Below are 3,338 nucleotides of genomic sequence, written 5' to 3'. Positions count from 1 at the left end.
AGTACGCTGCCCTCTCACGGCGGTAACGCGGGTTCGAATCCCGCTGGGGTCACCAGACGTAAAAATGCCTCGACCGAATGGTCGGGGCATTTTTGCGTGCCGCGACCGCGGTCGGACGAGGAGCCGCATGAGCGGGTTGGGCCCCACCGCCCGGAGGCGCCGCGCGCCGCGAAGCGGCGTGTGGAGGGGGCGGAGGGAGAATCCCGCTGGGGTCACCAGACGTAAGAATGCCTCGACCGAAGGGTCGGGGCATTTTCACGTGCGGCGACCGCGGCCGCAGGCGGGCTCGGCTGCCCGCGTCCGCACCGGGTTCGGCGATATCGAGCGGAATCGGATGCCAAGGCCTTCGGCATCCGATTCCGTTGCAGTCTCCCGAATCCGGGGCGGGCGATGCCGTCGTGTATTCGAGCCGTCCTCCGATTGCCGTCCAGCGTCAGCTCGCGCGGCGACGCCGCACCACGCGCCGTACGCCCCACACCACCGCCCACGCGAGCCCGGCCACGACGATCCACGGCAGCAAGAACCCCACGCCGATGACGACGCCGTTCAGCGTCGCGACGAGACCGTTCCACCCGGCGACGAACCCGTCGCCGAAGCCGGCGGGGTCGGCGGTGACGGATGCCGAGCGCTCGGTCAGCTGCACACTCAGCGACGACAGGGCTACCTGCGATTCGATCGACTGCAGAACCTGCCGATCGCTGTCGAGCTGGGCCTGCCGTTCGGCCAGCGCCGACTCGGCGGTGATGAGGTCGGCGACCGATGCCGCCTGACCCATGAGCTCCGTCAGACGCGCGACGGATGCCTCACCGGCGGCGACCCGCGCGCGCAAGTCCACGGTCTGCTCGGTCACGTCCGAGCGGTTCACGCTCGTCGCCGTCACGTCTCCGATGTCGCGGAGGCCGTCCATGACGGAGGTCAGCGACTCGGCGGGCACGCGCACGGTGATCCAGCCGGAGGATGCCGTGGCAGGTGTCGCCGCGGAGCCGTCGATCGGGATCCCGACCATGCCGCCACCGAGCTGCGAGGACTCGACGTACCCGCCGACCGCGGTCGCGGCCGAGGTGACCGCATCGATCGCCGCCGGCACATCGTCGACCTCGACCGTGCTGGAGCCGGTGGCGACGATGTCGCGCGTCCCGGCGTCTCGAGCGGCCGACTCGTCGGGAAGGGCGCCGGACTCCGCGAAACCCTGACTCGGGACGGCCTCGACGCTGCCCTGCTCGAACTGCCCCGAGAAGTCCGGCGCGCTCTCCGCCCCGCTCGCGCCGACCACGGTCGACCCGCCGGTCGACTGCGTCGACGTCAACGACGGACCCACGAACGCGGCGATCGCGACGACGGCGGCGGCCGCGCCGACACCCGTCCAGACGTTGCGGCGGCGGCGTCGCACGCGGTGGCGCTCATCGGCGATCCGGCCGAGAACGGCGTACTCCATGGCATCCACGCGCTCGGCGGACAGTGAGGGCAGTGTGGGGGTGGTCATGGCGTCTCCGTCTCCATCGCGCTGGCACGCACCCGGCAACGGATGCGGGAGAGGCGGTTTCGCACCGCGCCGTGCGACACACCCAGTGACGCCGCCGCGGCCTCGTAGCCGTAGCCCTCGGCGGCGCACAACCGGAAGATCTCGCGATCCAGCTCGCTCAACCGCTCGACGGCGGCGAGGATGGCCGCCACCGTCTGTGCCTCGACGACCTGCGCCTCGACGTCGACGGCGGCGGGGATCTGCTCGTCGAGCTGCGTGTGCGAACCGTGCCGGCGCCGGGCGCGCAGACGGTTCTGCGCCTGGAACCGGCACACGGTCGCCAGCCACGGCAGGAGCGACGCGCCCTCGAGGCGCAGGGAGGGGATCTTCTTCCACGCGACCACGAAGGTGTCCTGCACGATGTCCTCCGCGTCGGTGGCGTCGCCGACGAGTCCGAACGCCACCCAGTACACCGGGCGCACGTACGCGCGGTACAGCTCGCGGAACGCTCCTTCGGAGCCGCCGGCCGCGCGCGCGACCAGCGCCCTGTCGTCGATCACGTCGTCGGTCATGGCATCCGTTCCACTCCTCGGGCGGGCTGTCGTGAGCACTCTCTCACTGAGAGGTGTCTCGCCGCGGCGGATCGTCTCACACCGGTTTCGTCGGTGCCGTGGACGGACGACCGGACGGCGGCGTGCAGCCGCAGGGCACGGGCGCGACGTCCGCACCGGGCGAAGTAGTTACATAAGCCGACGGACCGCCCCGCCGGGTCGATAAACTCGAGCGTTTCCCCCGACGAAAGGCCCCGCGATGGAGCTGCAGCTCGACCCGCTCTTCCAGACGATCACCCTGGTGGTGCTCGTACTGATCCTGGTCGCGGACCTGCTGATCATCCTGAAGCGCCCGCACATCCCCTCGCCGAAGGAATCCACCCTGTGGGTGGTGTTCTACGTCACTCTCGCGCTCATCTTCGCCGGCATCCTGTGGATCGTCACCGGGGGAGAGGTCGCCGGGCAGTTCGTCGCCGGCTGGCTGACCGAGTACAGCCTCTCGATCGACAACCTCTTCGTGTTCGTGCTGATCATGGGGCAGTTCGCCGTCCCTCGCCGCTACCAGCAGGAGGTGCTGATGGTGGGCATCATCATCGCGCTGGTGCTGCGCGGGGCGTTCATCCTGGTCGGCGCGACGATCATCGAGAACTTCAGCCCGATCTTCTACCTGTTCGGGCTGTTCCTGATCTACACCGCGATCCGGCAGGCGTTCCCCGGCGGCGACCACGACGACGACACGCAGAAAGAGAACCTCATTGTGCGGACGCTGCGTCGCGTCCTGCCGATGAGCGACGCGTACGACGGCAAGAAGGTCATCACGCGTATCAACGGCAAGAAGCTGTTCACGCCGATGATCATCGTCTTCGTCGCGATCGGCGTCACCGACCTGCTGTTCGCGATCGACTCCATCCCCGCGATCTTCGGCATCACCCAGAGCCCGTTCATCGTCTTCACCGCGAACCTCTTCGCCCTGATGGGTCTGCGTCAGCTGTACTTCCTGCTCGGCGATCTGCTCGACCGCCTGAAGTACCTGCACTACGGCATCGCCTTCATCCTGGCCTTCATCGGCGTGAAGCTGATCCTGCACGCGATGCACGTCAACGAACTGCCGTTCCTCAACGGCGGCGAGCCGATCGAGTGGGCGCCGGAGATCTCGACCTGGGTCTCGCTCGCCGTGATCATCCTGTCGATGGCAGTCGCCACGGTCGCGAGCCTGATCGCCGCCCGTCGCGAGCCGGCGGCCGTCGGGGCGCAGGATGCCGCGGCCGAGGTCGCCGACGAGAAGGGCACGCCCTCGACGGTGGAGCACCCCGACCGCGACTGAC

At 69.1% G+C, this 3,338-nt stretch carries 3 protein-coding genes; 1 reads left to right on the top strand and 2 read right to left on the bottom strand.

From position 1 onward, the window contains the following. Positions 1-433 precede the first annotated feature (433 nt). On the bottom strand, positions 434-1,483 hold the full coding sequence (locus tag RWP81_RS15520) for a DUF4349 domain-containing protein (RefSeq protein WP_314457616.1): 1,050 nt from the start codon (positions 1,481-1,483) through the stop codon (positions 434-436). Further along, on the bottom strand, positions 1,480-2,034 hold the full coding sequence (locus RWP81_RS15515; RefSeq protein WP_314457615.1) for a sigma-70 family RNA polymerase sigma factor: 555 nt from the start codon (positions 2,032-2,034) through the stop codon (positions 1,480-1,482). The genes RWP81_RS15520 and RWP81_RS15515 overlap by 4 nt, the downstream gene beginning before the upstream one ends. Before the next feature lie 238 nt (positions 2,035-2,272). Between RWP81_RS15515 and RWP81_RS15510 the strand changes: the two genes are divergently transcribed. Then, complete coding sequence (locus tag RWP81_RS15510; protein ID WP_243222192.1) at positions 2,273-3,337, top strand: TerC family protein; 1,065 nt, start codon at positions 2,273-2,275, stop codon at positions 3,335-3,337. Position 3,338 lies beyond the last annotated feature (1 nt).

The organism is uncultured Microbacterium sp., from assembly GCF_963521695.1.
Lineage (GTDB): Bacteria > Actinomycetota > Actinomycetes > Actinomycetales > Microbacteriaceae > Microbacterium.
The sequence above is the reverse complement of the archived record's forward strand: the minus strand, read 5'-3'. Positions and strand labels throughout refer to the sequence as shown.

Excerpts from the sequence above, each read along its gene's own strand:
- RWP81_RS15520 (WP_314457616.1), bottom strand. The coding sequence starts at position 1,483 with ATGACCACCCCCACACTGCCCTCACTGTCCGCCGAGCGCGTGGATGCC.
- RWP81_RS15515 (WP_314457615.1), bottom strand. The coding sequence starts at position 2,034 with ATGACCGACGACGTGATCGACGACAGGGCGCTGGTCGCGCGCGCGGCC.
- RWP81_RS15510 (WP_243222192.1), top strand. The coding sequence starts at position 2,273 with ATGGAGCTGCAGCTCGACCCGCTCTTCCAGACGATCACCCTGGTGGTG.